Origin of the sequence: Streptomyces kanamyceticus, assembly GCF_008704495.1 — a bacterium.
Classification (GTDB): Bacteria; Actinomycetota; Actinomycetes; order Streptomycetales; family Streptomycetaceae; genus Streptomyces; species Streptomyces kanamyceticus.
The window spans coordinates 4,726,552-4,753,492 of record NZ_CP023699.1; the positions used below are offsets into that span (position 1 = coordinate 4,726,552).

The 26,941-nt window shown below is 68.6% G+C and carries 26 protein-coding genes; 15 read left to right on the forward strand and 11 right to left on the reverse strand.

Annotation, left to right across the window (positions count from 1 at the left end; translation table 11 throughout):
• Positions 1 to 95: 95 nt before the first annotated feature.
• The 3 genes from CP970_RS19805 to CP970_RS19815 form a co-directional block, all read right to left on the reverse strand.
• A complete protein-coding gene (locus tag CP970_RS19805) occupies positions 96 to 1,613 on the reverse strand; it encodes a LacI family DNA-binding transcriptional regulator (RefSeq protein ID WP_055548671.1) in 1,518 nt (505 codons plus the stop codon).
• Between the two features lie 32 nt (positions 1,614 to 1,645).
• Positions 1,646 to 2,023: a helix-turn-helix domain-containing protein gene (locus CP970_RS19810; RefSeq protein WP_079043585.1), complete on the reverse strand. Its 378-nt coding sequence runs from the start codon at positions 2,021 to 2,023 to the stop codon at positions 1,646 to 1,648.
• 125 nt (positions 2,024 to 2,148) lie between these two features.
• Complete coding sequence (locus CP970_RS19815) at positions 2,149 to 2,661, reverse strand: helix-turn-helix domain-containing protein (protein WP_055548673.1); 513 nt, start codon at positions 2,659 to 2,661, stop codon at positions 2,149 to 2,151.
• A 296-nt stretch (positions 2,662 to 2,957) separates the two neighbouring features.
• Here CP970_RS19815 and CP970_RS19820 point away from each other — a divergent pair, with 296 nt between their 5' ends.
• From CP970_RS19820 to CP970_RS19835, 4 genes are all read left to right on the forward strand, one after another.
• Positions 2,958 to 4,235 carry a DUF3631 domain-containing protein gene (locus CP970_RS19820; RefSeq protein ID WP_055548676.1) on the forward strand — a complete coding sequence of 426 codons (1,278 nt, stop codon included), beginning with the start codon at positions 2,958 to 2,960 and terminating at the stop codon, positions 4,233 to 4,235.
• A 211-nt stretch (positions 4,236 to 4,446) separates the two neighbouring features.
• A complete protein-coding gene (locus CP970_RS19825) occupies positions 4,447 to 5,211 on the forward strand; it encodes a DUF2637 domain-containing protein (RefSeq protein ID WP_055548678.1) in 765 nt (254 codons plus the stop codon).
• Positions 5,212 to 5,343: 132 nt separating this feature from the next.
• A complete protein-coding gene (locus CP970_RS19830; protein ID WP_317987158.1) occupies positions 5,344 to 5,946 on the forward strand; it encodes a plasmid mobilization protein in 603 nt (200 codons plus the stop codon).
• A gap of 4 nt (positions 5,947 to 5,950) precedes the next feature.
• Positions 5,951 to 7,651, forward strand: coding sequence for a hypothetical protein (locus CP970_RS19835; protein ID WP_055548682.1), 1,701 nt, complete (start codon positions 5,951 to 5,953; stop codon positions 7,649 to 7,651).
• Here the strand turns inward: CP970_RS19835 and CP970_RS19840 are convergent, their stop codons facing one another.
• The 3 genes from CP970_RS19840 to CP970_RS19850 all read right to left on the reverse strand — a co-directional run bounded on the left by CP970_RS19840 (position 7,652) and on the right by CP970_RS19850 (position 9,854).
• Positions 7,652 to 8,212 carry a flavoprotein gene (locus tag CP970_RS19840; protein ID WP_055548684.1) on the reverse strand — a complete coding sequence of 187 codons (561 nt, stop codon included), beginning with the start codon at positions 8,210 to 8,212 and terminating at the stop codon, positions 7,652 to 7,654.
• A 190-nt stretch (positions 8,213 to 8,402) separates the two neighbouring features.
• Positions 8,403 to 8,966 (reverse strand): hypothetical protein, encoded by a 564-nt coding sequence (locus CP970_RS19845; protein ID WP_055548686.1) that lies wholly within the window; start codon positions 8,964 to 8,966, stop codon positions 8,403 to 8,405.
• 270 nt (positions 8,967 to 9,236) lie between these two features.
• On the reverse strand, positions 9,237 to 9,854 hold the full coding sequence (locus tag CP970_RS19850) for an HAD-IA family hydrolase (protein WP_224058548.1): 618 nt from the start codon (positions 9,852 to 9,854) through the stop codon (positions 9,237 to 9,239).
• A 181-nt stretch (positions 9,855 to 10,035) separates the two neighbouring features.
• On the opposite strand from CP970_RS19850, the gene CP970_RS19855 reads away from it, so the two are divergent.
• The 5 genes from CP970_RS19855 (at position 10,036) to CP970_RS19875 (ending at position 14,241) form a co-directional block, all read left to right on the forward strand.
• On the forward strand, positions 10,036 to 11,277 hold the full coding sequence (locus CP970_RS19855; RefSeq protein WP_055548688.1) for a helix-turn-helix domain-containing protein: 1,242 nt from the start codon (positions 10,036 to 10,038) through the stop codon (positions 11,275 to 11,277).
• Positions 11,278 to 11,843: 566 nt separating this feature from the next.
• The gene (locus tag CP970_RS45980; RefSeq protein ID WP_224059264.1) at positions 11,844 to 12,269 is read left to right on the forward strand and encodes an ATP-binding protein; all 426 of its coding nucleotides are present in this window, start codon (positions 11,844 to 11,846) and stop codon (positions 12,267 to 12,269) included.
• Positions 12,266 to 12,748, forward strand: a complete 483-nt coding sequence (locus CP970_RS19865; protein ID WP_055548692.1) for a hypothetical protein — start codon at positions 12,266 to 12,268, stop codon at positions 12,746 to 12,748. Before CP970_RS45980 ends, CP970_RS19865 begins: the two co-directional genes overlap by 4 nt.
• A 222-nt stretch (positions 12,749 to 12,970) precedes the next feature.
• The gene (locus CP970_RS19870; protein ID WP_055548694.1) at positions 12,971 to 13,171 is read left to right on the forward strand and encodes a DUF5999 family protein; all 201 of its coding nucleotides are present in this window, start codon (positions 12,971 to 12,973) and stop codon (positions 13,169 to 13,171) included.
• Positions 13,168 to 14,241, forward strand: coding sequence for a hypothetical protein (locus tag CP970_RS19875; protein ID WP_150493637.1), 1,074 nt, complete (start codon positions 13,168 to 13,170; stop codon positions 14,239 to 14,241). Before CP970_RS19870 ends, CP970_RS19875 begins: the two co-directional genes overlap by 4 nt.
• Before the next feature lie 76 nt (positions 14,242 to 14,317).
• Here CP970_RS19875 and CP970_RS44255 read toward each other — a convergent pair whose 3' ends face one another.
• Positions 14,318 to 15,481 (reverse strand): helix-turn-helix domain-containing protein, encoded by a 1,164-nt coding sequence (locus CP970_RS44255; RefSeq protein ID WP_191094932.1) that lies wholly within the window; start codon positions 15,479 to 15,481, stop codon positions 14,318 to 14,320.
• Positions 15,482 to 15,487: 6 nt separating this feature from the next.
• On the reverse strand, positions 15,488 to 15,910 hold the full coding sequence (locus CP970_RS19885) for an NUDIX hydrolase (protein ID WP_055548698.1): 423 nt from the start codon (positions 15,908 to 15,910) through the stop codon (positions 15,488 to 15,490).
• Between the two features lie 171 nt (positions 15,911 to 16,081).
• Here CP970_RS19885 and CP970_RS19890 point away from each other — a divergent pair, with 171 nt between their 5' ends.
• The 6 genes from CP970_RS19890 to fxlM all read left to right on the forward strand — a co-directional run bounded on the left by CP970_RS19890 (position 16,082) and on the right by fxlM (position 22,995).
• Positions 16,082 to 16,879 (forward strand): TauD/TfdA family dioxygenase, encoded by a 798-nt coding sequence (locus CP970_RS19890; protein WP_055548700.1) that lies wholly within the window; start codon positions 16,082 to 16,084, stop codon positions 16,877 to 16,879.
• A complete protein-coding gene (locus CP970_RS19895; protein WP_157877723.1) occupies positions 16,879 to 17,139 on the forward strand; it encodes a hypothetical protein in 261 nt (86 codons plus the stop codon). The genes CP970_RS19890 and CP970_RS19895 overlap by 1 nt, the downstream gene beginning before the upstream one ends.
• A gap of 52 nt (positions 17,140 to 17,191) precedes the next feature.
• Entirely contained in the window at positions 17,192 to 17,338 is a 147-nt protein-coding gene (gene fxlA / locus CP970_RS19900; RefSeq protein ID WP_107098956.1) for an FxLD family lanthipeptide, read from the forward strand.
• Positions 17,339 to 17,424: 86 nt separating this feature from the next.
• The gene (locus CP970_RS19905; RefSeq protein ID WP_055548702.1) at positions 17,425 to 20,487 is read left to right on the forward strand and encodes a lantibiotic dehydratase; all 3,063 of its coding nucleotides are present in this window, start codon (positions 17,425 to 17,427) and stop codon (positions 20,485 to 20,487) included.
• Positions 20,487 to 21,683 (forward strand): lanthionine synthetase C family protein, encoded by a 1,197-nt coding sequence (locus CP970_RS19910; RefSeq protein ID WP_107098957.1) that lies wholly within the window; start codon positions 20,487 to 20,489, stop codon positions 21,681 to 21,683. Before CP970_RS19905 ends, CP970_RS19910 begins: the two co-directional genes overlap by 1 nt.
• 82 nt (positions 21,684 to 21,765) lie before the next feature.
• Positions 21,766 to 22,995 (forward strand): methyltransferase, FxLD system, encoded by a 1,230-nt coding sequence (fxlM, locus tag CP970_RS19915; protein ID WP_055548704.1) that lies wholly within the window; start codon positions 21,766 to 21,768, stop codon positions 22,993 to 22,995.
• Positions 22,996 to 23,886: 891 nt separating this feature from the next.
• On the opposite strand, the gene CP970_RS19925 is transcribed toward fxlM, so the two are convergent.
• From CP970_RS19925 to CP970_RS19935, 3 genes are all read right to left on the reverse strand, one after another.
• Positions 23,887 to 24,120, reverse strand: coding sequence for a hypothetical protein (locus tag CP970_RS19925; protein WP_317987159.1), 234 nt, complete (start codon positions 24,118 to 24,120; stop codon positions 23,887 to 23,889).
• Between the two features lie 216 nt (positions 24,121 to 24,336).
• Positions 24,337 to 24,816, reverse strand: coding sequence for an ASCH domain-containing protein (locus CP970_RS19930; protein WP_169801237.1), 480 nt, complete (start codon positions 24,814 to 24,816; stop codon positions 24,337 to 24,339).
• Positions 24,813 to 26,882: a GNAT family N-acetyltransferase gene (locus CP970_RS19935; RefSeq protein ID WP_055548709.1), complete on the reverse strand. Its 2,070-nt coding sequence runs from the start codon at positions 26,880 to 26,882 to the stop codon at positions 24,813 to 24,815. The genes CP970_RS19930 and CP970_RS19935 overlap by 4 nt, the downstream gene beginning before the upstream one ends.
• Between the last annotated feature and the right edge of the window lie 59 nt (positions 26,883 to 26,941).

Here is a 26,941-nt window from a genome sequence, read left to right on the forward strand (position 1 = left end):
CCCCTGGGTATCGTCATGGCAGTTTCCGGCGGCGCCCCAGAGCGGAGCCAGAGCTGCCCGGCTTGGATAATCCGCCGGGCAGCCCTGCGAGTTGGCTAGGCCGCCGCCAGTAGCCTCTTCTGCAGCAACGCGTCGAGCACGGCGACCGGGGACCGGCGGCTCATGGCCAGCCGCGCGTCGAGTGCCGCCTCCCATTGCTCGGTCAGGCCGAGCATGAGGCGCTGGCGCATGCCGGGTGTGACGTGGGCGTAGCGCGCGGAGACCGAGCCGTCGATGTGGCCCATGCGTTCATCCATGAGGACCTTCTCGGTGCCGAGGTCCTCCATCATCGTCCGGTGGGTGTGCCGAAGCCCGTGCGGCGTGAGGCCCTTGGCTATCGGGAGCCAGCAGGCGTCCGCCCGAGCGGCGGCCCCTCGGCCTCGGGCTGGGATGCCCGGCCAGGGCTCGCCGAGGATCGGTACCGGGCGGGCCTCCTGCGGAGCCTTCTTGGGGTACCAGCCAGAGACCGCCGGGGTGAACAGCCAAGTGGCGAAGCCGTTTCGGCGCCAGTGGGCCGCGTGCTCTGATGTGGCACCTCCCCGCATGAACCCGAGCTCTGCGATGGCGAGTTCGACGCGTACGCGGGTGTCCTCGCGGACGCGGTCGGGGTGGTTGAGGACGTTGGAGACCGTTCCCGTGGAGACTTCGGCGCGGCGGGCGACGTCGACGAGCTTCGCGCCCTGGTGGCCACCGGTGCGCGCCGCACCCTGGCCGCGGAAGACATACGTCCTTCCGTGGCAGGGGCAGGGTGTCGGCTTCGTACGGGCGATGTGGTTGAAGACCAGGGCCGACAGCCAGTCCGTCGAGTCGATGTCGCGGTAGCTGTCGTCCTTGGGCGGACAGCGCACCAGCTCGCCGGTGTCCAGCTCGTACAGCTGCCACTCGACGCGGAAGGCGTTGGGCCGGACGAACTCCGTTTCCAGGCCGACGATTTCGCCCCAGCGCTTGCCGGTGTAGCCCTTGAGTACCGTGGCGACGAATTCGTCGTCGCGGCCGGAGAGCAAGGAGGCCCGCTCTGCGGTGAGCAGGATGCCGAGCACGTCGGTGACGACCTTCTCCGGGCCGCGGTCACGCGAACGTCCGGCGCGCTTGCCTCGCCCACGCCGACGGGCCGCCGGGTTGGACGTGAGCAGACCCTCGTCGATCGCGTCCTCGAAGATCAGGTGGAGCGTCGAGCGCCAGGTCTTGACGCTGGAAGCCGCGTACGAAGCCCGCTCCTTCTTCTCCCAGGCGTCGACGTCCGTGCACAGGATGCCTGCGAGCGCCTTGTCCTCGAAGTCGGGGAGCAGGTGCTCCTCGATGTGGCGCTTGTAGTTCTGCATCGTCGAGGCGGCCAGGTCCTGGGCGGCGTACCAGCGGCTCGCGTACTCGCCGAAGGTCTCCTGGCCGAGGCCCGGGTCGCGCCACTGTCCACGCCGAACGGTCACCTCTTCCGCGTCTGCGGCCTGCTTGGCTTCACGCTTGGTGGCGAACTTGACCACGACGCCCGCGGAATCGGCGACGGTTCCGTACTTGCCGTCCTCGATCTTGTAGCGGCCGCGCCAGTAGCCGCCGCGCTTCTCTGCGTACCCCACAGATTTCCCTCCCTTCTGCCGTGTGGGGTGCGTTAAGCAGCAGTCCCGAACAGGGACTTGGTCATCCGGCGTGGCGGGCGGGCCTTGAGACGGACGGTGGGGGCAGCCGTCTCGGGCTGCTGCCGAGCGCGAGGCTTCCGGGTCGGTGCCGGGACGACGCCAGGGCGCTGCGGAGTCTGGGCCGGACGCTCTTCGTGCATGCGGATGATCTCGGCAAGGTGCTCGTCCGAGAAGCGGTAGGCGCGGCCGACGCGGGTGAACGGGATGAGCCGTCGGCGGGCGCGGTCCTTGACCCACCAAGCGGAGCAGCCGAGTACGGCGGCGACCTCCTCGGGGACGTAGAGACGTGGCAGCGCGGCCTCGGCATGCGGAGTCGGTGCGGAGGCAGGGGTTATCGCGGGTTGGCGCAAGGGGTGGGTCCTCTTCTGGCGGGCATGGGCGCGGCAACACCGACCCGCCGGTCGATCGCTAGGGATGAGGGTGAGATGCCCGTGCTGGGGGTTTGCGGGCCCAGGACGGGATTGGGAGCCGGGGTCTATGCCTCGCCGGCGGGATCGGCGTCGCCGCCACCAGGCGGAGGGCTGTGCATCTTCAGCATGGTCTTACTGGCCTCCTCCGCGATGGCGTTGGAGACCATGACGTCGGCTTCCTCGCGGATGTCGGGGTGCTCGGCGAGGTAGGCGTCGAGGGCGTCGCGCGCCTCGGTGAAGGCCATGCTGGCTCGCTGGGTCGCGCGGAACGCATCGAGGATCTCGTCGATGAGCTCCATGGCGCGGGCCTTGGCTGCCAGCTGCGGAGGGCCGACGAGGTTGCGCAGGTCGAGGCCGAAGACCTCGGCGAAGCCGATGGTCTCGTCGAGGTTGATGCGGCGCTTGCCGTTTTCGATCCGCCAGACCGCGGACGGGTTCATCTCGAAGCCGGCCTCGTTCATGCGGTCGGACAGGGCGTTGGTGCTCCAGCCGCGCGCCTCGCGTTCCAGCTTGATGCGCACCGCGACGTTGCCCTCGCCGCTGAGCAGGACGCCCTGCGGCGGGTCTTCATCCGCCATGGCCACCTCCTTCCGTTCGTATCAGTGCCCTGCCATTCGCAAGGACCCCATAACAGTAGCATGTGCACTGCGATACGCAGAGCACTTCTGCTATCTGCAATCCATGTGGCATACTGATGACACCCCCACCCCGCCAACCTCAGGAGCCCCGCACGTCCGCAGGTGACATGAAAGAAGCCCCCGGCGATGCCGGGGGCTCAAGCGCAAACCTCTCAACCGCCATCCCTAGCGATCAACCTGCGGAGACCGGGATTGCCGTCCCATATGGCCCGCAAGCAGAGGAGCTGATGCCCAGTATGACCGATCCCCAGCCGAAGACGCCATCCCTTCCCGACGACGCCGCCACCTCGTGGCCTCCAGTTGCTGTGCCCGGCCAACCGGCCGACTCCCCCGCGCCTCCCGCGGACGAGGACCTCGACGACGCCCCCGTGGCGGCGCCGCTGTCCGAGGGAGCGCAGATCCTGGACGACCTGCGGGCGCAGATCAAGCGGTACGTGGCGATGCCGAGCGAGGAGGCCGTCACGGCGGCGGCGTTGTGGATCGCGGCCACGCATCTGCAGCGCGCTTGGCAGCACGCACCGCGCCTTGCGATCGTCGCTCCGGAGAAGCGGTGCGGTAAGTCCCGGCTGCTGGATGTGGTGACCGAGACGGTGCACAACCGTCTGATCACGGTCAACGCCACTGCAGCGGCGATCTTCCGGTCGATCGACGGGGACGACCCGCCGACCCTGCTGGTCGACGAGGCCGACGCCATGTTCAGCACCACCAAGGCCGCGGAGAAGAACGAGGAGGTCCGCGGCCTGATCAACGCCGGGCACCAGCGCGGCCGGCCGACGCTGCGGGTGTCCGGGCCCGAGCACCAGGTGCAGGAGTTCCCCACCTTCGCCATGGCCGCCCTCGCCGGGATCGGCGACCTGCCCGACACGATCATGGACCGGGCGGTGGTCATCCGGATGCGACGCCGTGCGTCAGGCGAGAAGGTGGCGTCCTTCCGCACGGGGCGCGACACCCCTGCCCTGAACGCGATCCGCGACCGTCTCCGCGCCTGGCTCCTGCCGCTCTACGAGCAGGCCCTGGAGATGGAGCCGCCCATGCCGGTCGAGGACCGTGCGGCGGACACCTGGGAACCGCTGGTCATCATCGCCGACCTCGCCGGAGGCGACTGGCCCGCGCTCGCCCGCACCGCCTGCCGCACCATGACGAACTACGAGGCCGGCCAGGACGAGGAAGGCGGCCTGCGCACGCGCCTCCTAGTTGGCATCCGCCGCGCCTTCGCCGCCGTCGGCGATCCGGCCGTGCTGAGCACGAAGCACCTGCTGGAGTCACTCAACGCGGACAAGGAGGCGCCGTGGGCGGAGTACGGCGCCAACGGCCTGACCCCGCGCGGCCTGCAGCTGCTGCTGAAGCCGTACGGCATCAGCTCGGCCAACCGCCGCTTCCCCGACGGCACCCAGGCCAAGGGCTTCGCGCGCAACCAATTCCTCGACACCTGGGCCCGCTACTGCCCCGAGCCCAAGCCGACGGCCGAGCCCGCACAGTCGGCGGACGAGCCGCTGCCCGGCACCGCAGCCTGACTCGACTCCACTCGCATCACTCGTCCCCGCGCAGGTCAGCGCGGGGACGAGTGAATGACCTGCAACGAGTCGTCTCGACATCACCACGCCACTCGTACCTGCTCTGACCAGGCACGCGACGAGTGGTACGAGACATCACACCTCACGGCGGCCACGCCCTGCCCTCCCCCTGTGCCGCAGCCGCCACCCCAAGCCACCTGGAGCACCCCGCTTGTTCGCACGCATCGCCGTCATACGCGGCACCGACCTGATCCGCCTCGGCATCGCCCTGCTCGCCGTATTCGCCTTCGCCCTCTCCTACGACGCACTGCGCCAGATGGGAGTCGCCATCCACATCCGCGGACTGCTCACCTTCGCCTTCCCGCTCGTGATCGACGGGTTCATCGCCGTCGGTGTCGGCGCCCTGCTCATGCTGCGCACCGCACCCTGGTACTCCCGCCTGTACGTGTGGCTGCTCGTCGGTGCGGCCACGATGACGAGCATCTGGGCCAACGCCGTACACGCCGTCCGCCTCAACGAGCAAGCCCGCCAAGGTGATGGCCTCCGCCTCGACAACGTCACCGTCGGCGCCTTGTCCGCCATCGCCCCGCTCGCTCTGGCCGGCGCCGTCCACCTCTACATCGTCGTCCACCACCACCCCGCTTCCCACAGCCACGCCGATGTGGCGCGGGACTCTGCCAACGTGGCCTCCAGCACCACCGACGTGGCTGAAGCCCCTCAGCCCCCTGCCAACCCGCAGGATCACGAGCCCCGCGAGATCTCTCCCGAACGGCTCGCCCTCGCGCGCACCGCGCCATTGGGGCGCAAGGGCCGCGCCTCGCGCCGCCACATCGAAGCCACCTTCCGTAGCAGGGACTTGACCATCGGCAGGGCGGAGGCGGACAAGCTCAAGGACACCCTGCAGGCCGAGCTCGACACAGCCGCCTCTCAGCAGCCTCAGGAACTCGATGCGGTCTCCGCCAGTACCGCCGCCTGACCCCTGCGTCCACACCGGTCGCCCGGTCCTCCGAGCTCGCCCCGTGTCCCCCGTGCAGCCAGGCACGGGGGGACACGGGGGCCGCCGCAGCGATGCACCCAGACACCCCAGCACCCCTCGGAGATCCATCCCATGCACGACCAGCACCACGAACTCCCCATCCACCAGCAGGAGATGACCATCGGCCTCAACAGCGCAGCAAGTTGTCGGGTAAGGAGTCCTTACCCGACCCCCGCCCCGGAAGGGGCCGGGGCATCCGGCGCCGAGGCGGCACCGGAGTCGGCCGGCCCAGGGGGGCCGACCGCGGAAGGGGGAGCCGAGCCGTCGTCGAGCGTGCCGCAGCAGCCCGCGCCGCGTCGCCGTCTGCGTGACAAGCAGCTGCGCGAGCGCCGCGTCCACCCCCGCTACAACGACGACGAGTTCACCCTCGTCAAGAGCGCCGCTGCCCTGAGCGGCATGGCAGCAGGCGGCTACGTCGCCGAGTGCTCGCTCGCCGCCGCCCGCTCCGACGACCCCACCGCGGCCGTCGCCGACTACCGCTCCATGATCAAGGCGCTCATGGCCGCCAACGGAAAGCTCGGCCAGATCGGCAACAACCTCAACCAGCTCACCCACCACCTCAACAAGGACGGCGCTTGGCCCCACCCTGCCACCGTCCAACGCCTCCTGGACCGCGTCGAGGCGACCGTCGCCAAGCTGGACACCGCCATCGCCCAGGTCACTGAGGGGCGGTGAGCGGGTGATACCCAAGATCATCCTCAGTTCGGGCCCGAACGCCACGCGCCGCACGATCGGCTACCTCTTCGGCAAGGGCCGCGCCAACGAACACACCGACCCGCACCTCGTGGCCTCCTGGAACGGCTTCGCTCCCGACCCCGGCCGCAGCACCCACCGCGATCCGAAGGACGCGATGGCCCAGCTCGTCGCGCAGCTCGACCAGCCCGTGAAGATGCTGGGCGACAAGGCCCCCAAGGACACCGTGTGGCACTGCCCCGTCCGTGCGGCACCCGAGGATCCGATCCTCACCGACGCCCAGTGGGACGACATCGCCCGCCGCATCGTGGCCGCCGCCGGCATCGCCCCGACCGGGGACGAGGAAGCCTGCCGCTGGGTGGCTGTCCGCCACGCCGACGACCACATCCATATCGCCGCCACACTCGTACGCCAGGACGGCCGCCGACCCGAGCGCGGCTACGACCAGCGCGCCGTCCAGCGCGAAGCCCGCAAGATCGAAGTCGACTACGGGCTACGACGGTTGAAGCCAGGTGACGGGACCGGCGCCAAGCGCCCCACCAGCAAGGAGCACTTCAAGGCCAAACGCCTGGGCCAGGACGCCGCCACCCGCGATGTCCTACGCCTGCGGGTTCGCCGGGCCGTCGCTGCGGCATCCGAGGAGGCCGAGTTCTTCGCCCTGCTGGAAGCGACGGGGGTGACCGTGCGTCTCAAGCTCGGCCCCTCCGGCGACGCGCTCGGCTGCAACTTCGCCCTGCCCAGCGACACCAACGACAAGGGCGAGCCGGTGTTCTACGCGGGCTCCACCCTCGCCCCCGACCTGTCCCTGCCCAAGATCCGCAAGAGCCTCGCCACCACCAGCCCCGAACCAGCCGCTGCCCGGCCAGGTGACCCGTGGCACCAGGCCACCGCCGCCACCGACCGCATCCCCCACCACCTCACCCGCGGCGACGACCACACCGCCCAGGGGCAACTAGTCGCGCTCGGCGCGACGCTGGACGTGCTGCCGATCACCGCTCCGGCCGCGGTGAAGGCCGAACTGGAACAGGCCGCCGCCGCCTTCGAGCGCGCCACCCGCTCCCGCATCGCGGCCGACCTCGACAGCACGCGCGTCCTACGCCGCAGCGTCCAAGCGATCTGGCGTGACCATCCTTCGGACGGCGACGGGTCCGGGCTCGCGATGCTCCTGGACACCGTGCTCACCGCCGTGGCCTACGCGATGCACTGGCACCGCACCCATCAGCACGCCCAGCAGGAAGCGGCAGCCGAGCATGCCCTCGTCCACCTGCAGATCGCCTACGCGCAGGTCGCCGAACCGGTCCTGGCAGGACTCGCGCAACGCACCCCCAGCCTCCAGATGAAGCAGCGCTTCGCCCGCCATCTCCAGCAGGTGGCTCCCGAGTACGCCGAGCGCATCCTCAACGACGCCGCCTGGGACGCACTCGCCGCCGTGCTCACCGCGGCGGAGGCAGCCGGACACAACGGGACCGCCGTCCTCGACCAGGCGCTCGGCCAGCGCACCCTGGACGACGCGAACAACCCCGCCCGCGCGCTGACCTGGCGCGTCCGCCGCCTCGGCGAACGCCACGTGCCCAGTCCTCGTGCCCAGGCAGCCAATGCCCGCAGCACCGCGCAACGCACCGGCACCCCGGCCCCCGGGGCAGTGGCCGCTCCACCAGCGCAACCACCGTCAGCACGGCGACGCTGATCAGTCCGCCGCGGACAGCTCCGGGGTGAGCAGCTCCAGCGCCTCCTCCCAGCGGTAGCGCTCGGCCCCGCCGTCCGCCTTCGGCTCGTGGGGCTCGTACGAGCCGATCAGGACGCCCATCTCGTGCAATACGTCGAGGCTGCGTGCGTACGCGGGATGGGCGGCCTGGGCCGCGTTCACGTACGGGAAGGCGGCGATCGGGATACCCATCCCGTACGCCTCGCACAGGATGCCCAACGCCAAGGTGTCGGAGATCCCCGCCGCCCACTTGTTGATCGTGTTGAAGGTGGCCGGGGCCACCGCGATGGCGTCTGCGGGCGGCAGCGGACGCGGGTCGCCGGGCAGTCGCCAGGCCGAGCGGATCGGGTAGCCGGTCTGCGCCTCAACCGCCTCGGCGTCGATGAAACCGAGGCCCTGCGGGGTGGCGACGACGCCGACATCCCAGTTCGCCTCTTGGGCTGCCGTGATCAGCTTGCCGACGTCCCTGGCGATGCCGCAGGCGCATACGACGACGTACAGGAAGGGCTTCTTGGTCTGCTGCTGGTCTGGCTGATCACTCACGCGAGGGCTCCCAGTTGACGGCTGAAGTGGTGCAGCTCGGGCAGGGTGCGGTGGCGGTTGCAGCTTCATGGCGGACAGCAGCCCTTGACGTCGCAATTGTCACGCTCGGTGATGCCCGTCGGCTCGCTCGCTTTGTGAGAGTTCTGCACGGCTGACCTGGAGAGGGCTCTGTGTGCTGGTCGCGGGTCGGTCACTTGAAGGTGAAGCCCAATCGCCACGAGCTCTTAAATGCCTTGGGCGTCGCAGTCAGGGTGCGCCGCCAAGTGCGCTCTCCATTGGCTTCCGTGCAATCGAAGTCCAGCACGACGTTCACCGGAGTGACGTAGTTGTGGGTCAGCAACACCCGAAGCTTGTAGGTGGACCCAGGAGCTGTGACGCCCCACCTCACGGGCCCCGAGCTGTCAGGGTTGAGCAGGACAGCGACATTGTCTGATCGGCGCGCGCTTACGCTCACGGAGGCGAGTTCACCTCCGAGCGTCTGCGCCACCAAGATGTCAATGACGTCGCGGCGATCTCGGTCATCTGTGAGGGCGGCAGCCAGAACCTCAAACCGAGGACCGGCTGCATCATCGCGGTCCTCAACTTGGTGTGCGAGCTGCAGGGCCATGATGGCCACCTGCTGCTCTGCAGCGACCGCTTGCCTGCCGGCGGAGGCAGCAGACCGTTTCGCCAGCATGGCCTGCCAGATGGCGATTCCGGCGGCTGCACCAGCGACGACTCCACCGCCCAAGGAGATCCAGTCACCTGCGTCCATCGCCGCCCCCGGCGTGCACTTTGCCCTGACGACCTCCCCTTTACCCGCTGGGCCATGCCGTTATCCCTCTTCCCGGCCTCGTCTCCTGCTCGTAGCAGGGCGCCGGTGCTCAGCCAGCTCCGACGGTCTCGGTTCGGATTGCGCTGAGTGCCGCGTACGACCCTGCGTGACGGCCCGCCCCGTGTCCACCACCGGGGAATTTCAACCGTCCGCCCACAGCAGCTCCGTTCGAGCTGCTAGTCACTACCCACCCGCCTCGCTAGGTTCCGCTCACTGAGTGGCCGTCCGCGTCGCCGGCTGGAACAGCAACTCATCGAGCCGAGCCGCAGTGACCGCGGCGTCGGTGTGGTGGATGGTGGTGATTCCCAGGGCTTCCGCGGGCGGCAGATTCTTCGCGTGGTCGTCCACGAAGACGCACTCGGGACCGGTCAGGTCGAGGGCATCCAGGGTTCGTTGGTAGATGGCCGTAGAAGGCTTGCGGACGCGCTCGACTTCAGAGAGCACCACGGCGTCGAATCCTTGGTACATCCCCGGTTCCTTGTAGGGGTTGAAGGGTTCAAGGCCGAAGCTGTTCGACAACATGGCCACCTTGATCCCCGCAGATCGGGCGCGCTCGGCGGCGGCGACTATCGCGGGCTCCGGACGGAGGTTGGCCAAGGCTCGTCGCATCAGATCGGTCGGGTCGACGCCGAGAATCCCTCCGATGACGTGGTTCCACTCCTCCTGTGTCGCCCTGCCCACTTCAAGGTCGGCGTACACGCGTACCCCATCGGGGTGCTCTCCGAGGGCGTGGAAGTAGGCCCCCGGCGTGAGCCCCTCCGACCTCTCGAAGGCTTCGCCATTGAGGCGCATCCGGGTGGTGAGGACACCGCCGAAGTCAAGGATCAATCCGCGATAGGACAACGCATCTCCTCGCGTGACGTGCGCGTACGGGAGTCCCCGACCGGTGTGGCAGGGGACCATGGGCGCCCTCCCGTGGGAGGAGGTCTCCAGTATCACGCGTTGCTGGAGCTGACCGGGCATACGCTCTGACGGGGCACCTTGCTCGCGCGCAGAGAGAGGCCAAGTCATGGGGCAAGCCAGGGAGTTCACCCTCGGTCAGCGCATCCGCTTCTACCGAGAACAATGCGGCCTGTCCCAGAAGGCGATGGCGGAACTCGTCGGTCGCGGCGAGAACTGGGCGTACAAGGTTGAGCATGATCAACTCCCCATCGACCGTATCTCCGTACTCATCAAGCTCGCGCAGGTCCTCCACGCCGAAGACTTGAAGGACCTGTCCGGAGGCTACGTACACGGCTCCGTGACAGGGCCCAATACCGAGCACCCTCATGTGCCGGAGATTCGCCAAGCGCTCTCGCTACCGTCGTCCCTGCTGCCGAAGAACGTCGGTGTCGTGAGTGCTGACGACTTCGCGGCGTCCGTCACTGATGCCTGGACGGTGTACGAGACTCAGACGAAGAAGCGGTACGTGGATGTAGGACGGCGTCTTCCGGGGCTGCTTCGTGCAGGGCATGCGGCATTGCGTGACGCCAACGGCTCGGACGTGGAGAGTTCGACGCTTCGGCAGCTCATCAGCCTGTACGGGCTGTTCCAGATCTGGCTTCGCCGCGTCAGGGAGCCGACGCTCGCTCGTATTGCGGCTGACCGAGGGCTGGCGCTTGCGGACCGCGCCAGCGATCCGGCACTTCTCGCCGCGGCATCGTGGAACCTGTCGTGCGTGCTCACATCGGCTGGTGACGTAAAGGACAGCGTGGAACTCGCGAGGCAGACGATCGCGAGCTGTAGGCCCGGCGATGACGCGGATGCCGAGCATCTGTCTGCATATGGAGCCTTACACCTCCAGGCCGCGGTGGCCGCAGTGCGCGCGAACCAAAAGACTGTGGCCTGGGACCTCTACCGGGAGGCGGAGCGCATCTCGGGTCGGATCGGACTCGATCGGAACGACTGGCACGCATGCTTCGGCCCGACGAACGTCGCGATGCACGGCGTTCACCTGGCCGCCGAGGAAGGCGACGCGACCGAGGCGCTGCGGCTGACGGACAACGTCGAGATGCCGGAATCGCTGGCCTTGGAGGTCCTCCCACTGGAGCGCCGCACGCGGTACTTGATCGAGGTCATGAACTGCAACCGCATCCAACGCGACGACTACGCAACGGTGTACATGCTCAAGAAGATCACGGCCCAGTCGCCTGAGGAAGTCGTCTTCTCTCCACTGGTACGAGAGGCCGTCACCGATCTCATGAAGCGGGAGAAGCCGACATGGCGCGACGACGTGCGCGCCGTCGCGCAGCACATCGGCATGGCCGCATAGTGATCGGCTGACCCCTTAGCGTGAAGCTCCCCTGATTTTCCCTCAGGGAGGTGCCGCCCAACTCGCCCTAGCGTCCTTGTCTATGACGACGCATCACTTAGGGAGTACCGCCAAAACCCCCGAGTATCGGGTGGCGCGGGTGGTTGGTGAAGAGGTCCGGCGTACTCACGCCGGACGCCTGGCCATTCCCCTCGTGCTCCACCGAGGCGGGGATCGCGTGGCTGACCTTCCTCTCGTCGTCACGGCAGACGAAGCAGCGGAGTTGCACGCGCAGATCGGGCGCCTCCTCCCCGTGGTGTACGACGGGGAGGAGACATGACCTCTCCGCGGCACTCGCCTAGCGAACGCGTACGGCGGCTTACGCTGATCGACGCGTCGGCCGGCTCCGCTCCGGCCAGTTCGTTGTGCGTGAGACGGGCTCCTTGCGTCCGACTAGAGGTACGTGTTCGACGGCGGACGGCGTTGTTGGACTCGATCGTCGGCTTGTGGGCAGAAGGCGGCGAGCCGAGATGCCCGTGATGACGGTGGCCAGACCCGTATCCCAGAGTCAGACGGCATACGACCTCATGTCGGTGTCCTTCGAGGTGGATAAGCGGCCGCCGGGCGCTCCTCTTTCGAAGAGCGACGCACGACGAGTGGAACAGATGAGGCGCCTGGCGGCTGCCCGTCTTCACTACTGTGCCCTCGCGGAACTCGTGGAGCCGGTCCGGCTCATCGTGAGTGAGCTGGTGACCAACGCCCTCGAACACGGCGAAGGACCAGTGACCTTCACCCTTCTGTGGTCGCGAGGCACGGTAGAGATCACCGTTCGAGACGGTTCTTCCGAACGCCCGAAGGAACAGAATCCGAACCCCACCTCTGAGAACGGCCGTGGGCTTCTCCTCGTGGCGTGGATAGCCGACGAACACGACGGTGCTTGGGGAATTCGACGGGGCGGCCGGGAAACGTGGTGCACCCTTCAAGCGCCATCACCAGGAGGCGGAGCGGCATGATTCGCCTGGTGGATGTGCCCCCGGCCTCATCTCCGGCGGCGACCAAGGTGGTGGTGTACGCCTGCATCGCACCCAGCGGGAACGTAGACCTCGATGACGCCCTGCACGCGACCCGGGCGTACGTGAAGGAGCAGGGCTGGGAAGAAGTCGCGGTCTTTGTGGATCGCGCCTACGTGGCCGTTCCTTGCGCCGAGCGTGAGCAATGGATGAAAGCGCTGGCCCAGGCAGAGGCAGGAGCCGCGGTCGGCATCGTCGCCCCCTCGATCGGCATGGTCGCCATGTCGGACGCGGACAAGAGGCTGTTCGCCGAGTGGCAGCAAAAGACCGGTGCGTTCGTCTCCTCGCCGGGCTCCCGGCTGGGAGCGGTCACCGGCCGCGCGTACGGATTTCGATACCCACCGATCCCTTCGGCCACGGTCGCCGATGACCGGCGAAGTGGCGCTGAACACGAGTCCCACCCGGCGAGACATCGAGGTTGAGGACTCCCGATCCCACTGCTCATCCGTGTGAGCAGTGTCCAGTCACCCCTGCACTCCGAAGATCGGGCCAGTGGAGAACCGGCGAGTTCTGGGCCCTGCTCACGCGTAGGGACCACAGATCACGAAGCCCTTCCCGGCCCGACCGAGACCGTTCCCCAGAGCCCTGCGAGGGCCGGGAAGAGCCAATGACCAGATAGCGACGATCGAGAGCTGCGAGAACCCATGTGCCAGCACCAGATCAAGTGTCCGACCGCCGCGGCGGCGGGCAGAGAGGCCGCTGCGGCTGTGGCCCTCCACCCCGAGCAGGGCTGGAGCCTGTTATGCAACGGCGTCCTGTTGTTCGAGGACACCGGCGAGCTGCTGCCGGACGGCCAGATCATCGCCCCGCACCGGCCGAGTCCCACCGCGATGGTGACGGCGTGACGAAGTCGCTCGAATCCGGCATGACGGCCGTGCCGCCGAAAGTCACGGGTGCGCGCTGCCTGCTCCTCCAAACCGGTGGCCTACTCCTGCTCGCCACAGGTGGCTCACTGGCTGGTGTCGCTGTGCATGTCGGATCCATGTACGGAGTGCACTGGCCGCCACGCACCGGCCATTACCTCGTCCTGCTCCAACTCGGTGCCGCCACTGCCTTGTTCATCTGGCTCCCCTGGGTGGTGATAGGCCGCACCACCCTCTCCTTCGGCAAGGTCTCCCCGGGGCAACGCCTGCTGCAACGCGGCGCGGCAGTCGGCTGCGGAGCGCTCTCGCTCTGTATGGCGGCGCCTGCGTTCAGCGCCGGAAGGCTAGGACAGGCCGTCTTCGGCTGCTCGGTGGCGTGGCTCGCGATAGAGGTGTCCCGCTCCAACAGAATCGTGCTGGAGCGCCCATCCGGCTCGGGGGACAGGCGGCAACGGCGGCTGGAAACGTGGTGGATCACAGAGTCCGTACTCGGCGCTTGCGCGATGGGCGCGGCCCTGACGTTCGTGCTTCTGCAGATCCTGCTCCGCCTCGACGTTGACGCCCTGCCGGTCATGGAGGGCGGTCAGCTCTCCACTCTCGGCCTCGGCGGCATCGGTGATCTCCTCGCCATGGTCGTGTGGACTGTGGCCATCGAGGATGTTGTCGTCGTGGCCGCCGTCGCCGCTCTGCTGACGGCTGCACGTCGTCCCGCCTGGCAGATCTACACCGCGATCTGCGTGGTCGAGGTCCTCCTGCACGCCTACTTCGGGCTGCCCGCCGTCGGAATGGCGCTCTACGCCGCGCGCCGCGTCTGGCTCTACCGGCGATACCAACGCCTGCTTCCGCTTGTCGTCGGACATGGCCTCTTCGATCTCCTCGGCGGCCTCCTGATGCCGCTGCCGCTGTCCTACCGAGCACTGGTGGCCCTTTCGCTGCTCATCGCGGTGGAGCTGATCGAGCGGCGGGTGCTGGCTGTCGCGGACGAGCCGGAGCTGATCGGTACGACCGTCCCCCTGGCCGATCCCGAGAAGGAGACCTCCTGTGACCGGTAAGCAACCCCTGATGGAAATACCGGCGGCGGAGCCCGCTCGCACCTCGGTGAGGGCCGTGCCCGGAATCGGACCCAGCTCAGGCCGCCATCTCCTGCCGCATGCGTTCCAGGGCCCCCGCCGCCGTGGCGCGCACATCGGGCAGCTGGTCGGACGCAGCCCGGATGATGCGCTGCAACTGGTGCGGCAGGCGCTGTCGGACGGCCTCGCCGAGCGCGGCGATGAGGGCTTCGCTGGCCCCGGCGCGGTCCTTGCCGATGAGCCGGACGCGGGCGCCGGTGATGTCGGCGATCACTCGCCATTGGGCTCCCGTGCCGGTGGCGTCGGGGGCGTTGTCGACGAGCTGTATGGCGGCCTGGGCACGGCCGGTCGCGATGAGACCGCGCAGCCGGATCTCGTGCAGGGCGTAGGGGTTGAACAGCGATGTGTGCTGCGCTTGGTCCAGGAGCCTGTCGGCCTCGCGTACGACGGTGTCGAAGAGGGGTCCGTGGTGGAGGGCTCCGGCGGCGCGGGCGAGCAGGGGCAGGGCTGCGGCGCGGGCGGTGTCGTCGGGGGCGAGGGAAACGGCCTGCTGAAGGCGGTCGACGGCGGCGCCGGTCAGGCGGGCCTTGCGGAGCTCGTTCCCGTGCATGCGCAGCACGTGGGAGGTGAACGTGGGGTCGTCGAAGTAGCGGGCGACGGTCAGGCTCTTGGCGGTCCAGCGGGCGGCGGTGGGCAGGCGCTCTTCCGGAAGGACGTTGCCCAGGGCGACGCCGAGGCCGACGCGGGCGCGGGCGAGCAGGTGCAGTACGTCGCGTTCGGCGTGCCCGTCCTCAACGCGGGCTTCCAGCCGTGCGACCAGGGGCCACAGCTCGGCGACGGCCTCGGAGGCTTGCCCGGACTGGCGGGCGATCTCCGCCAGGCGGACCGTGGACTGGCCGAACTGGAGCATGGCGCGATGATCGGTGTCGGCGGGGTCGGTGACGCCGAGGATGTATGGCGGGATGCGCAAGCAGTCGGCGATGTGGCGACGCGAGTTCGTGTCCTTGGGGGAGCGTTTGCCCAGTTCCATTGCCGAGACGGTCGTCTTGTCGTAGCCGAGCAGGGCGCCGAGCTCCGTCTGGTTCATGCTGTGCACGGTCCGGTAGAACCGCAGGATGGCGGCCAGGTCGCCGGTGGCGAGGAGCGCTTGGGCCTGTGGCGTCGCCCAGTGCCACAAGGCGTGCTGGGCCTGGGGGCGCCTGGCCAACTCGGCGCTGCTCACTGCGGGTTACCTCTTGTGCCGGTACCAGGCGGCGATGGACTGCTTGTAGCCGTCGGGCATGTGCAGGTCGGGGACCTCGTCGACGGTGAACAGGCCGATCTGCTTGTGCTCGTGGCTCAGGACCGGTTCGCGGCCGGGTTCCAGCATCTCGCAGCCGTAGGTGATGATCACGACCCGGCGTTCCGGCTTCGTCTCCGGCAGCGGCTGGTAGATCCACACGTCCAGCAGCGGGCCGGCCTTGACCGGCCATCCGGACTCCTCGCTGATCTCCCGCTCGACGGTCACCTCGGGACTCGGGTCCTCGGGTTCCAGACGCCCGCCGGGCAGCTCCCACTCGTCTCGCTCGTTCTTCAGCAGCAGTACGCGGTCGCGCGCGTCCACTACGACGCCTTTGACGGAGACGGGCCAGGTGGGGGGCGTGTAGACCATCGAAGTCCTTCAAGTTCGCGGCCGGTCACGGGCATTCGGAACGTAGCACGCCGCGCTCAACTCGCCACCGCTGTGCGCGGATTGCCCGAGTCGACAATCTGTCGCTTTACCCCCTGGCCTCCCGCTCACCACCCTGAATGCATGTCCGCCGTCGTGAGAAGGAGCTCCGCGATGCGCCACATTCCTCAGCAGACCGATGGCCTGTTCAGCGGCCACCGCATCGATACCTCTCGGCCCGGCGCCATCGACCGCATCACGGACGGCGTACGCAAACGCGGGCTGGTCACCCTGACCGGCATCGACTCGCGCACCGATGCCCTCGCACTGGCCGCTCAGATCATGACCGTCATCCCGCACCGGGACTCCGACTCCGACGGCATCACCACGATCCGCGACACCCGCCGCCACACGCACCGGGCCGGGTTCGCCGGATTCGGCAACGGCCCGCTGGAACCCCATACCGAACGCTCGGGGTCGCCGAGCCCGCCCCGACTGATGATGTTGGTCTGCGGCCAGGCGGCCCACGCAGGCGGCGACAGCGTCCTCGTGGACGGCAGGGCCGTGCACGCCGACCTGGTCACCGGCGCCCGCGCGGCGGCATCCGCGCTCGCCCAGCCCCGCAGCGCCTACTTCGGCGCCGGGGACGGCCACCCCAGTCAGGTCTTCACCATCTACGACGACGACCAGGTCGCGGTGCGGCTGCGGCTGGACGGGCTGGCGCGCTTCAGCCCGATCGTGCAGCCGTACCTGCCCACCCTGCGCGCCGCGATCGCCCGCCACCAACTCCTCATGCCGATGGCACCGGGGCAGGGGTACGTGCTGGACAACCGGCGGTGGCTGCACGCGCGGACGGCCTTCACCGGAAGCCGCGTGTGCTGGCGGGCGCTGGGGGAACCGCGCTTCGCGATGTCGCACGGCTTCATCCCACAGCTAGCTGCCCAGGCCGCTCCTGCGCTGGTGGGGCCGTGATGGTGACCGACCACCGCATCCGTACCGCTGGCGCCCGTGACAAGCGCGGTCGTAACCGATTACAGGATTTCGGCGAGGGTGCTGCCGTTCCGACGTGGTGGGTGGCCGTTCTGACCGGCTTCGGCCTGCTGGGCCTCTCGGTGCGCCAGGACCTGACCGACCAGTCGGCGCAGGCATTGGTCCCGGCATCCGTTCCCGACACCGCTGTGGAGGCCGTCGTCTCACCGAGCCACCCCGACTCCGGCATCCCCACCGGGTGACCGGTCGTACCACCCGTACCTCCAACTGCCCCGAGGAGAAGGAGACAAGACCATGCCCAACACCACCGCGTCACACCGGGACCCGTTCGACCTCGACGTGAGCGTGACGACGGATCCCGCCAACGGCGACGACACCCCGTGCACCACCGACGACGGCTGTGACCCGACCTGCGACTCCTCCTGCAACAGCAGCGTGTGACTTCGTAGCCGCGCCGGGGTGGGGCCGGGAGATGTTCCCGGCCCCACCCCCCCACCACTCGCCCGCGCCCAGCCGGAGGACGACTCATGACGCTGCTCTACCGGCACACCGGGGTCGCCCTGTTGCGGTCCACGGCTCTGCCGCTCACCCACGCCCCCACGGCCTGGCCCGACTTCGCGAACCCGGATGTGTGCCGCAGCTGGCTGCGGCAGGTGTGGGGAAGCCCCGGCCTTGCCCAAGCGATCAGTCAGGCCAGCCCGGCCCTGGCCGTCCGCGTGGTAAAGCTCTTGGGCGCGGAGCCCGTACGAGATCGTCAGGTACGCCAGGCGACGGCGGCCGTCATGCGCTACCTCCTGCGCGCCACCGGACGCCCCACACCGTTCGCGCTGTTCGCCGGGGTCGCGCCAGTGCACATCGGACCAGACGCCTACATCACGTGGGGCGCAGAGCACCGGCCTTTCGCTCGCGTCGGCGCCGAATGGCTGGCCGACATCGTCGAGCGACTGGAGAACCTTCCCGCGGTCCTGGACCGTCTTGAGGTGGAGTTCAGCAACCTCGCCGTACAGCGGGGGACGCGCATCGAACTACCCCACGGCCCCGCCAGGGTGAGCGTGCGGCACACCGAGGCCGTGCAAGCCGTGAGGGACGCGACCGTGCGGCCGTCCCGCGTCTCCACCGTGGCCGACAAGATCGCAAGCGCCTTCCCCGAAGTGCCCCCGGAGAAGGTCCGCGCTCTGCTCGCCGAGCTCGTGCGGCGCGGATTTCTCATCACCGGGCTGCGTGCTCCGTTCACCGTGACCGACGCTCTCGGTCACGTCGTGAATCGGCTCCGCGAAGCGCACGTGGACCGTGTGGGCGAGGCCGTACCGCTGCTGCGGCTGCTGGAGTCGGTCCAGGCCGACGTCACCCACCACAACGCCGACACCACAGCGGGAATCCTGCGGGCACGGCTGCGGAACGATCTGACCGGGCGGATGCGGGAGGTATCCAAGGCCGGACGTACGCCGCTGTCGGTAGACCTGCGGCTGGACTGCCAGGCACGTATCCCCGAAAGCGTCGCCCATGAGGCGGAGCGGGCCGCGAGCGTGATCGCCCGGCTGACGCGGCAGCCTGTCGGCCAGGCGGTATGGCGGGACTTCCACGCGGCATTCTGCGACCACTTCGGCATCGACACGCTCGTCCCACTCGCCGACGTCATCGATCCCGACACCGGCATCGGCTACCCGGCCGGGTACCCCGGCAGCACCCGGCCCGAGCCACCCAGCGGCAGCACGGCCGGACGGGACGAGCACCTCTTGTCCCTGGCGTGGCAGGCGGCCGCCGACCACAGCCGAGAGATCGTCCTGACCGAGGAGACCATCACCGCTCTGACGATCCCCACGGGCGGCCGAGCGGTCCATGTTCCGCCGCACGTCGAGCTCAGCGCACGCATCCTCGCGGCCAGCCCGCGGGCCCTGGAACGCGGCGAGTTCACGCTGATCGTCGCCCCCGCCCGCGCTGCCGGGACGCTCACCTCCCGGTTCACCACAACCGCCTCCGGCACCGGGCTCGAAGACGTCTACCGCAACGTCCCCGCCGCCACCGAGGGCGCTCTGCCGGTGCAGCTCTCCTTCCCGCCGATCTATCCGCACGCGGAGAACATCTGTCGTGTGCCCGCCTACCTGGACCACGTGCTGCCGCTGGGCGAACACCGCGGGCTGTGTCCCACGGCACCGGACGAGGGCACCGAAGCGGAGATCATCGCGCTGGACGACCTTGCCGTAACGGCGACCCGTGATGCACTGCACCTGGTCAGCTTGTCGAGACGCCGGGTGGTCGAGCCGCAGGTGTTCCACGCCCTGTCCCTGGGCAAGCAGCCTCCGCCGCTGGCCCGGTTCCTGGCCCACCTGCCGCGTGCGTTCACCGTCGGATGGCATGAGTTCGACTGGGGCCCGCACACAGCCCGCCTGCCTCACCTCCCGCGTGTCCGCTACGGCCGCACCATCCTGTCGTCGGCCCGCTGGCGGCTGGCGGCCGCCGAACTGCCATCTTCGAATGCCGATCTGACCGCATGGCGACGGGCCCTGAAGGTGTGGCGGGAGCGCTGGCACTGTCCCGCCCGCGTCGAACTGCGGGACGCGGACCGCACCTTGCGTCTGGACCTGAACGAGGCATCGCACGCCGCGCTCCTCCGCTCTCATCTGGCGCGCCGCGATCTGGCCGAACTCGTGGAGACCGCCCAGTCCGCGACCGAGTACGGCTGGCTCCGGGGCCACACCCACGAACTCGCGCTGCCCCTGGTCACCACCCAGACGCCAAGGTCCTCACCCCGCCTGGACGGACCCCTGCCGATCATCGACAGCCGCAGCCATGGCCACCTGCCCGCCGCTCCCGGCTCGCGGTGGCTGTACGCCAAGATCTGGGCGCATCCGGAGCGACATGAGGAGATCATCGGCGAGCACCTCCCCCGCCTCATCGCTGAACTGGCTGGCGACCCGACGTGGTGGTTCGTGCGGTACCGCAGCGCCACCGAACGCGACCACCTAAGGCTGCGCATCCGCTCCGACGAGTTCGCCGCCTCCGCGGAGGCCATCGGTACCTGGGCGGAAAACCTACGGGCGCGCGGGCTGTGCGGCGGCCTTGCGCTGGACACCTACCGGCCCGAGTCCGGCCGCTACGGCGGCCCGGCAGCGATCGAGGCGGCCGAAGCGGTGTTCGCCGCCGACTCCCGTGCGGTCCTGGCGGAGTTCCAGCATCCCGTCGACACAGCCCCGGCCGCACTCGTCGCGCTGAACATGTGGGACATCTGCCATGACCTGCTCGGCGGGACGACCGAGGCGGTCCAGTGGCTGACCGCCCGCCGTGCCCCGGACGCCGTCCCGGACCGGACGGTCACCGAACAGGTCACCTCCGCCGTACGCGGCGGCCGGTGGGACGACCCCACCGCCTGGCCCGCCCCGGTGATCACGGCCCGCCTCAGCCGCCGCGACGCCCTGGCCCGCTACCGCAGCGCCCTGCCACCGCAGACGGACGTGGACACGGTGCTGGAGTCCCTGCTGCACATGCACCACAACCGGGCGCTCGGCATCGACCGCGAACGCGAGCGGGCCTGCCGCCGTATGACCCGCCACGCCGCCCTCGCCCTGCGCGCCGCCGAGGTGCCCCGGTGATGTCCGCACCGATGCCGCAGCTGGCCGCCACCCACCAAGATCCGTGGTGGAGCCAGTCCTTGGCCCACGGCGCCCCCGGTACGGCCCTGCTCCACATCACCCGCGCACGCGCCGGTCACGGAAGCTGGGACAACGCCCACCGGTGGGCCACCGCCATGACCGGCCGCCCCGCCACCGCACACCCCAACCTGGCCGGGCTGTTCCTCGGCGTCCCCGCCATCGCCTACGTCCTGAACGCCGCTGGCCACCCCGCCTACGAGCGCGCCCTGACAAGCCTCGACCGCCCGATCGCCACGCTCATCCGGCAACGCCTCCGAGCGGCACATCACCGCCTCAATTCCCACCAACCGGTACGTCTAAGGGAGTTCGACCTGATGCGCGGCCTGACCGGCCTGGGCGTCTACATCCTGCACCGGCACGGCGACGGCGACCTGCTGCGCGAGGTCCTCGCCTACCTCGTACGCCTCACCCACCCGCTCGACGACGGGATGCCCGGCTGGTGGAGCAGCGACGGGCCCAACGGCAAGCCGTCGGCGAAATGGCCCGGCGGGCACGGCAACCTCGGCCTCGCTCACGGCATCACCGGCCCCCTCGCGCTCCTCGCCGCCGCGATGCGACGCGACATCACCGTCGACGGCCAGAGCGAGGCGATCAGCCGGATCGTCGCCGAACTGGATCGATGGCAGCGCCCCGCCCCGGCTGGTGGCGTGTGGTGGCCCGGCCTTCTCACCCCCGACGAATGGGCGACGGGCACCGTCACGGCGACCAGCCCGCAGCGGCCCTCGTGGTGCTACGGCACCCCCGGTCTGGCCCGCGCCCAGCAGCTCGCCGCCCTCGCCATGGCTGACCAAGTCCGCCTCGACCACGCCGGGCAGGCTCTCGCCGCGTGCGTACGCGACGAGATGCAGCTGTCGCAGCTCACCGATGGCTCCCTTTGCCACGGCTGGGCCGGACTCGTACGCACCGTAGAACGTGCCGTCGACGATGACACCAGCGGCGAACTCGCCACCGTCCTGCCCGCCTTGCGGGACCGGCTGGCTCACTGGGCCGAAAGCGAGCGGATACCCGAGCGCGGCGGGCTACTCGAAGGCCCCGAAGGAATCCACCTGTGTCGGTCGGGCACGTCACCGCCCACCACGATCGTCGCCACGACTGCCGACATCGCCTGGGATGCCTGCCTGCTACTCGACGGCTGACCCGCCGCGCCCCACTCGCCCGGTCACTGCTCTCTCGCCCCGCCGCCACGCGATGACGGCCCTCGCTTCTTCAAGGACTCCGATGACCAACACAGCCGCCGAATCCCCCGCCTTCCCCGCGGTGCTGCGCAACCGTCTGGTCGACCACATCCTCGCCGCCGGACACGCCACCGATCCGCGCGTGGAGGAGGCGCTCCGCACGGTGCCGCGCCACCTCTTCCTGCCAGACAGCAACGTGGAGACGGCCTACGCGAACAGCACCGTGATCACCAAGCGGTTCGAGGACGGGAAGTCGCTGAGCTGCGCCACCCAGCCGACCGTGATGGCGATGATGCTCGACCAACTCGCCGTCCGCGAGGGCGACAACGTCCTGGAAGCCGGGGCCGGAACCGGCTACAACGCCGCTCTTCTGCGCCTTCTCACCGGACCTGGCGGCGGAGTGGTGACCCTCGACAGCAACGCCGAGGTGGCCGCCGAGGCCCGCTCGCGTCTGGATTACACCGGATACGGCGACGTCATCGTGCTCACCCGTGACGGGGCGTTCGGCGCGCCCGAGTACGCCCCGTACCAGCGCGGCATCTTCACCGTCGGCCCCTGGGACCTGCCGCCCGGACTCCTCGCCCAGTTCGCCGACGGGGCACGGCTGGTGGTACCGCTGCGGTGGCGGGGGCAGTCCCGCAGTGTCGCCTTCGTCCGTGACGGCGACACCTGGCGCTCGGAGTCGATCGAGCTGTGTGGGTTCGTGCCCATGGTCGGCCAGGGCGGCGAGAAGACGGCCGCGGTCGACGAAGCCGAGAGTGTCACGCTCCGCTGGGACATGGACCAGAACATCGATCCGGACCAACTCCACGGCGTCCTTGACTACCCGAAATCCGTGATGTGGACGGGCGTCACGTTGGGGCCGAACGAGTCCTGGGACGGAGTATGGCTGCGGCTGACCGCAACCGAGCCGGGCGCGTGCGGGATCCGGGCGGACCAGAGCGCCTTCGACTCCGGGCTGTGCACGCCCGCGAAGGCGAAGGTGTACAGCCCGGCGCTCGTCCGGGACGGATCACTGGCCTACCTCACCACACAACGCGTCGAGGGCGCGGCATCGCTGTGGGAGCTGGGAGCGATCGGGCACGGACCGGACGGGGAACACCTTGCTGAGCGCCTGCGGGCCAACATCCGGACCTGGGATACCGACCGTGAAGCACGACCAACCATCAGCATGCACTCGGTGAAAGCCCCTACCGCCGAGTTCTCGGAGGGCTTGGTGGTCATGAAGGAACACGTCCGCCTAGTTCTTGCTCTGCCCGATAGCAAAGAATGAGCCGGGCTGGAAGTAATGCACCACGGCTGCCTGGCTTTGTTCACGAGAACGGGCCCTGGTCAACTTCGTGTGGAGTCAGCCGCAGCTGCGGCGCCCTGGCGGGCCGCCGACTCAGTACTACGCGAGTCAGGCGCCTTCGTCAGAAGCACGCAACTGCGTCAGGCCGTCACCACACGAAGTGGACCATTGTGAACGTCGACCACGGCCCCAGGTGACGCTACGTCACTGCCCAGAATCCCAGTGATCGTCCTCACGGAATGTGTGCCTGATCCGAGTTTTGGCAGCGCCCCGATGGGCCGTAACCGGTGGACTCGGTTGCGCCGTGTGCTCGATGATCGGCCGGTGGAGAGAAGCATCGATCTTGACCAAGCGGCTGCCCAGATTGCTGCCCGTCGGCAGCGATGGGCAGCTGGCGGTCTGGTGGCTGGTCCGCTCACCTGGCGGGATGAGGCTGCGGCATGGCCGCAGCCGCTCGAAGGGGACCGTTCACGGGTGGCAGATCCCGACTCCATCGGGATCCGCATTACGGGTCCTGCGGATGCCGAGCTCTCTGTGGTGCTGTTCCGAGGTGGCTGGGCCGATGCCGACTTCCTTGCGGGCCTCGCCGACGAGGTCGTATGTGAGAGCCCGCGTGTCGGGTCGCCTCAGGTGTTTGGTGAACTTCTCGACGACTACGTGTTCCGGGCGTTTGGTCGATCGTGGTCGGGGCCTTCCTCAGTGTCGTGAGCCTAACCGTTGAGGAAGAGCCCTTTCGAGTTCGTCAGCCGACGTTCTTCTGCTCGTTGCGGGCCCGGGTCTGGGCAACGCGGAAGGAGTCGGTCGCCAGATGTTCGGTCGCGCAGGATTCGAACTCCTGCGAAAGCGGGTCCTGCTCTGCACCTAAGGAACAGGTCAGGAGCTTTCCCCAAGGAGCCCGAACCCTTCGGGGAAGCCCTCCAGGAATTCTCGACGCGACGGATCAGCCTCCTCCGCTGCCATCGCTGCGAGCAGGTCGCTGAACTCACTGCGCTGATCACTCGTCAACTGCGTCACGAGGAAGGCGACCCCGTCCAGGACCTTGACCGCGCCATCCGGGTCCATCTGGTCGTCCTCGCACCCCTCGACGAACCAGAGAACGTCGACCAATGCCTCCGCTAGAGCATGAGTCAGCGACGGGTACGCAGGCATCGGAACGTCCTCCACCGAGCGGTTGACAGAGCGGCCATCTCACCGCACGGCACTGACATCGCTGACGGTGAGTACTCCACAAGAAGTGGGCCAGAGCCGACTCTCATCGGCAAAGCCAGACAGAGCCAACTAGCACCCAGAGCCGGCAGAAGCCCTGCCTCGGGCTGATGAGGATCACGCGGGCACGAGGTCTCCCAGCGCGTCACGCAGTGCGGCCGCCACATCGGGCCCGACATCAGTCATCCGACGCAGGTCATCCCGCTTGAGGTAGCGGTAACTCTGCGGGGGATGAAAAGCCCCCGCCGTGCGCAGAGCGTCAAGCGGGACAGGGGTCTCGAAAGACACCGGATCCTGCAACGTAAGGCCGCTGGCCTGCGTTGCCCCACTCATGTACGAGTCGTACTCACGGCGGCTGATTCCGGTCTGGGAGCGGTGCGCCGACCAGACCTCGCGAGGAGAGGCGACGCGGATCGAGGCGATGCGGGCCGCGCCCACCAGGGCCATGGTGGGCGCAGTCGCGTAGAGCAGCACGGGCGTTCCGGGAGGCGCTGCGACGCGTTGGCGGCGGACCTCCACCGTCTTACTGCCGTCCAGGATCGCGGTGGCGAAGCGCGGGTGGACGGACAGCAGCATCGCGCGTTCCGGATCGTTCACGTCGTTCGGTGCCCCTCTTGATAGACCGCCTGGAACAGCTTGTTGCTGATCTTCGTCAGCGAGATCAGCAAGTTCGACGACCAAGGTAGTCCGAGCCCCTCAGCCAGGGAGACCAATCGCCGCAGCGTGACCGGCCTGGGGAAGATTTCGGTGTCAGAGAACCTCAGCGCCATGGCCTGACCCGTATTGCCTGCGGCCTCGCCCACGTCAGCCCGACCATATACGCCCAGGTGTTCGAATTTCGAGAGCAGGGTGTCCGGCGCGTCGATGACGACCTCATCCAGGCGCGAACTGGCCACCACCATCTGCCCTTCGGTACCGAAGCCACCATCGCTGACGTACCAGAGCAACCGGGCGGGAACACTCTCACCACGATGGCCCGACGCCCGGTAGTAGACGTGCTCCCGGCTGATACCGAGCGCCTCGCCCCGCGGCAGCAGCATGGCAGGGACGTTGAACAGCTCGGTCGACCAACGTGGTTTGATCGGCACGAGGAATGACGGCAGTTCCGAGTCAACGATCTTCGCTGGCCACCAGGCTCGTTCGACCACAGCGGCCACCTCGGCAGGCATCCCGGCATGGAGCACGGCACCCTTCGCCGCAGGCTCTCGCCCCAGACCACCGGCAGCAGCCTCGACTTCTGCAGCCGAGCCACACATGTCGACCACCAAGGCTACGAGGCTTCCCTCCTGTTCGAAGAAGCCATCATCGCCTGAGGCTGACCTTGCAGTTGCTGACGGATGGGGATCCGTGATGCGTATGGTCTCCGCCCCATAGCTCCGCCCAAGTCGCTTGAGTAGGAAGAGGATTTGGCGCGTCAGGCTCTCTTCGAGGTGATGAGTCGATGTACGCAGGACGGGGACGAGCAGCGTTCGCCCGTCCAGGGCCCAAACGTAGAGGGCGACCGGGTTACCTTCCCCGTCCCGAAGCAGCTCCCGTCGCCATGCAACCTCGTCGCTCTCCAGTGAGCGCAGACGATCAGCAAAGGACGACCCACCGTCCAACCCGTCCTGCTCGAAGAACGCCACCAACTCGCCTTCCGCGCCAGGTGCCACCTCTCCCACTCGGAACTCGGTTCCCAGGAGGTCAGCTGGGCGATACAACTGCGCCTGGCGCAGTTCGTCGACGTGCAAGGTGACCGTGGAGGGAGCAACGACACGCACTCTGGCGACTTCCCAGGCCACATCCGCTAGACGAGCCAGCAGAGGGTCTCGGGTCGCCAGTACCTGTAGGCCCGCACACGACGTCTCGGCGATGTACCGCACACCCCGCCGCAGGGCTGCGACGTCCCCTTGAATCTCCGGCATCATCTCGGCCGCGGCCCGCTCCAGTTCATCACTTCGCCGGCTAGCGGCCTCGGCGCCAGGGGCGAGCTGCCGCAAACTGCTCAGAGCGGCTCGCTGGTGATGCCGCTCGACGACATCGGTGATGTCCCGTATCTGATGGACGAGTTGAGGTGTGTAGGCAAGCTCGACAAGGTCCGTCATCCAGCCCGCCTCCAAGGCGCGGGACTCCTCCGCCCCCTCCTCACCGGCGGGCCCGCTCAGGTCGGCGAAGACTTGGTGGTCGATCGTCACCACCAGCAGGGCGTTGCTCTCCACGCTCGAGAACAAGTCCGGGTGTCCGAAGTCCAGCCACCACCCGTCGAGGAACTCCCCGTCGCGCCCGCGCCCACGAGCTTCGCCCTGGGGCACGAACCCGAGGCTGCGCCACATGCCACTGAGGCCGTAATCCCTGCGGCACTTGGCCCTTACCCCGAGCTGCTGCGGGTGCCGACGTTTGATCGTCTCCACAAGCGCCCGAGCGATGCCCTTGCTGCGGTGCTCCGTCGCTACGCAGAGATGCGCCAGCCGAATGTACGGATTCCTCTTCGGTAAGCCGAAGAGGGCGTAGCCAACGACCTCCTCGTCCTCGACAGCGACCAGGAGCCCTCCCTCATCGGCCATCGCGCGATACGCAGGAGGCGTCATCAGGCCGAGCGTCCTGGTGTACCGATCGCCCAGCGCCACAGCCGTTTCGATCAGATGGTCCTGCGTCGAGGACACAGGAAGGACCTTCACCGCCATATCTCCCCCTCCGAACGGGACGGCTGTCTGCCGCGCCCTGCTCCCCCGTAGTGAGAGGG

What these genes read in the sequence shown, in the direction of transcription:
- CP970_RS19865 (WP_055548692.1), top strand. Translation starts at nt 12,266, where the DNA reads ATGATTCGCCTGGTGGATGTGCCCCCGGCCTCATCTCCGGCGGCGACC.
- CP970_RS19885 (WP_055548698.1), bottom strand. Translation starts at nt 15,910, where the DNA reads ATGGTCTACACGCCCCCCACCTGGCCCGTCTCCGTCAAAGGCGTCGTA.
- CP970_RS19830 (WP_317987158.1), top strand. Translation starts at nt 5,344, where the DNA reads ATGCACGACCAGCACCACGAACTCCCCATCCACCAGCAGGAGATGACC.
- CP970_RS19820 (WP_055548676.1), top strand. Translation starts at nt 2,958, where the DNA reads ATGACCGATCCCCAGCCGAAGACGCCATCCCTTCCCGACGACGCCGCC.
- fxlM (WP_055548704.1), top strand. Translation starts at nt 21,766, where the DNA reads ATGACCAACACAGCCGCCGAATCCCCCGCCTTCCCCGCGGTGCTGCGC.
- CP970_RS19815 (WP_055548673.1), bottom strand. Translation starts at nt 2,661, where the DNA reads ATGGCGGATGAAGACCCGCCGCAGGGCGTCCTGCTCAGCGGCGAGGGC.
- CP970_RS19845 (WP_055548686.1), bottom strand. Translation starts at nt 8,966, where the DNA reads ATGGACGCAGGTGACTGGATCTCCTTGGGCGGTGGAGTCGTCGCTGGT.
- CP970_RS45980 (WP_224059264.1), top strand. Translation starts at nt 11,844, where the DNA reads ATGTCGGTGTCCTTCGAGGTGGATAAGCGGCCGCCGGGCGCTCCTCTT.
- fxlA (WP_107098956.1), top strand. Translation starts at nt 17,192, where the DNA reads ATGCCCAACACCACCGCGTCACACCGGGACCCGTTCGACCTCGACGTG.
- CP970_RS19890 (WP_055548700.1), top strand. Translation starts at nt 16,082, where the DNA reads ATGCGCCACATTCCTCAGCAGACCGATGGCCTGTTCAGCGGCCACCGC.
- CP970_RS19855 (WP_055548688.1), top strand. Translation starts at nt 10,036, where the DNA reads ATGGGGCAAGCCAGGGAGTTCACCCTCGGTCAGCGCATCCGCTTCTAC.
- CP970_RS19910 (WP_107098957.1), top strand. Translation starts at nt 20,487, where the DNA reads ATGTCCGCACCGATGCCGCAGCTGGCCGCCACCCACCAAGATCCGTGG.
- CP970_RS19905 (WP_055548702.1), top strand. Translation starts at nt 17,425, where the DNA reads ATGACGCTGCTCTACCGGCACACCGGGGTCGCCCTGTTGCGGTCCACG.
- CP970_RS19870 (WP_055548694.1), top strand. Translation starts at nt 12,971, where the DNA reads ATGTGCCAGCACCAGATCAAGTGTCCGACCGCCGCGGCGGCGGGCAGA.
- CP970_RS19935 (WP_055548709.1), bottom strand. Translation starts at nt 26,882, where the DNA reads ATGGCGGTGAAGGTCCTTCCTGTGTCCTCGACGCAGGACCATCTGATC.
- CP970_RS19895 (WP_157877723.1), top strand. Translation starts at nt 16,879, where the DNA reads ATGGTGACCGACCACCGCATCCGTACCGCTGGCGCCCGTGACAAGCGC.